Annotated in this window: 2 protein-coding genes and 1 pseudogene; all 3 read right to left on the reverse strand. The window is 74.9% G+C overall.

Features of this window, described 5'->3' with window-relative positions; translation table 11 throughout:
* Positions 1-380, reverse strand: a 380-nt coding sequence (locus AB0G02_RS36270; RefSeq protein ID WP_360803828.1) for a sigma factor, incomplete at its 3' end; no start/stop codon positions are given.
* Between the two features lie 55 nt (positions 381-435).
* The gene (locus tag AB0G02_RS36275; RefSeq protein ID WP_360803831.1) at positions 436-1,707 is read right to left on the reverse strand and encodes a M1 family metallopeptidase; all 1,272 of its coding nucleotides are present in this window, start codon (positions 1,705-1,707) and stop codon (positions 436-438) included.
* A pseudogene (locus AB0G02_RS36280) lies at positions 1,704-2,193 on the reverse strand (amino acid adenylation protein); the annotation flags it as partial. The gene AB0G02_RS36275 and the pseudogene AB0G02_RS36280, both read right to left, overlap by 4 nt.

Genomic DNA, 2,193 nt, shown 5'->3' on the forward strand with positions numbered 1-2,193 from the left:
GTGGCGCGGGACAGCCGCTGCCGCACCGCGGTCCGCCGGGCGACGGCACGGCGCTCGTCACGGGCCAGGCGGGCCGTGACGGTGAACAGCCAGGGGCGCGCGGAGTCGCGCGTCAGCACGGCCTTGCCGCGGGTGCGCCAGGCGTTGAGGAACGCGGTCGACAGCAGGTCGTCCGCCTGCGCCCAGGACGCGGTCAGCCGGTAGGCGTAGTTCCACACCGCCTCGGCGTGCCGCTGGAACAGCTCGGTGAACGCGGCGTGCGCCCGCGGCCCGTCGGCGGCGATGGCACGCCACAGCTCGGCGTCCGACTCGGGTGGTGGACCGACCCCGGGGGCGTCGAACGCCACCACCCCGACCGCGTCCGTTGAGGCTTCCGTCATGCACTGTATGAGGCCGCCGACGGGTGACCGCTGCCTGCGCGGCGCGTGCCGTGGGTCACAGCGCGGGCAGCCGCGGTTCCGCCAGCCAGGAGCGGAAGAACGCGGTCAGCGGTTCGTCGGCGTGGCGTTGGGCCAGCGCCGCGAAGTCCTCCGTCGTCGCCGTGCCGTGCCGGTGGGCGCCGGTCCACTCGCGGAGGACGTCGAAGAAGGCCGCGTCACCCAGTCGGGTCCGCAGGCCGTGCAGCACCAGCGCGCCCCGCTGGTAGACCCGGTCGTCGAACAGGTTCGCCACGCCGGGATCCCCGATCCGCAGGTCCTGCGGGGACCGGGCCAGCCGGGCGTGGGCGCGTTGGGCGAGCGCGGCGGCGGCCGGGCCGCCGGACCGCTCCGACCACAGCCACTCCGCGTAGCAGGCGAAGCCCTCGTTGAGCCAGATGTGCCGCCAGTCGGCCAGGCCGACGCTGTTGCCGAACCACTGGTGGGCCAGCTCGTGCGCGACCAGCCGCTCGTGCCCGCGCCGACCGTCCACGTGGTTCGCGCCGAACACCGACATGCCCTGCGCCTCGATCGGCACCTCCAGCTCGTCGTCGGTCACCACGACCTGGTACGTGCGGAACGGGTAGGGGCCGAACAGCTCCTCGAACACGTTCATCATCCGCGGCTGCCGGGCGAAGTCGTGCCGGGCGGCCCGCAGCAGCCGGGCGGGCACGGCCACGTCCTGACCGGTGGCCAGCGGCAGCCGCTCGTAGTGGCCGATCTGCACCGAGGCCAGGTAGGTCGCCATCGGCTCGGCCTGCTCGTAGACCCACGTCGTGCTGCTGCCGCTGGTGCGGCGGTCCACCGGCACCCCGGTCGCCAGGACCGCGTAGGGCGACGGCGCGGTGACCGAGATCCGGTAGGCGGCCTTGTCGCGCACCAGGTCGTTGCACGGGAACCAGGACGGGGCCCCGATCGGCTGGCTCGCCACCAGCGCGCCGTCGGTGAGCTGGTCCCAGCCCAGGTCGCCCCAGTGCCGGGAGCGGACCGGGCGGGCGACGCCCGAGTACCGGACCTCGACGGTGAACGGCCCGTCCACCGCGCGCGCCGGGCGCACCCGCAGCTTGCCGCCGCCGTGCACGTGCCGGGCGGGTCGGCCGTCCACCAGCACCCGGTTCACGGTCAGCGTGCCGAAGTCCAGCACCACCCGGGGACACGGGCCGTCCGCGACGGCGGACAGCGTGGCCCGGCCGGCCAGCCGACCGGTGTGCGGCTTGTAGTCCAGCTCCAGGTCGTAGTGCCCGACCCGGTAGCCGCCGTCGCCGTGGCCGGGCAGGTACGGGCCGGTCATCGCCACGCGGAGATCGGGTTGCCCAGCCAGCGGGTGCCGTCCGGCACGTGCTCGCCGCGCATCACCAACGACGCCGGTCCGACCGTCGCGTGCCTGCCGACCGTCGCGCCCGGCAGCACGATCCCGTGCGGGCCGAGCGTGGCGCCCTCCTCCAGCTCCACGCGGTCCATGCGCAGGATCCGGTCGTGGAACAGGTGGGTCTGCACCACGCACCCGCGGTTGACCGCGGCACCGTCGCCCAGCCGCACCAGGTCCGACTCGGGGAACCAGTACGACTCGACCCACGTGCCGCGCCCGACCCGCGCGCCCAGCGAGCGCAGCCACACCGCCATCACCGGCGACCCGCCGGCCGACCCGACCAGCCACGGCACGGCCAGCACCTCGACGAACGTGTCCGCCAGCTCGTTGCGCCACACGAACCCGCTCCACAACGGGTGCTCGCGCGCCCGGAACCGGCCCACCAGCAGCCACTTCGCCGCCGCCGAC

It is taken from the genome of Actinosynnema sp. NPDC023658, assembly GCF_040639995.1.
Lineage (GTDB): Bacteria > Actinomycetota > Actinomycetes > Mycobacteriales > Pseudonocardiaceae > Actinosynnema.

Bases quoted from the DNA above. Each gene is read 5' to 3' on its own strand.
- AB0G02_RS36275 (WP_360803831.1), bottom strand. From the start codon at position 1,707: ATGACCGGCCCGTACCTGCCCGGCCACGGCGACGGCGGCTACCGGGTC.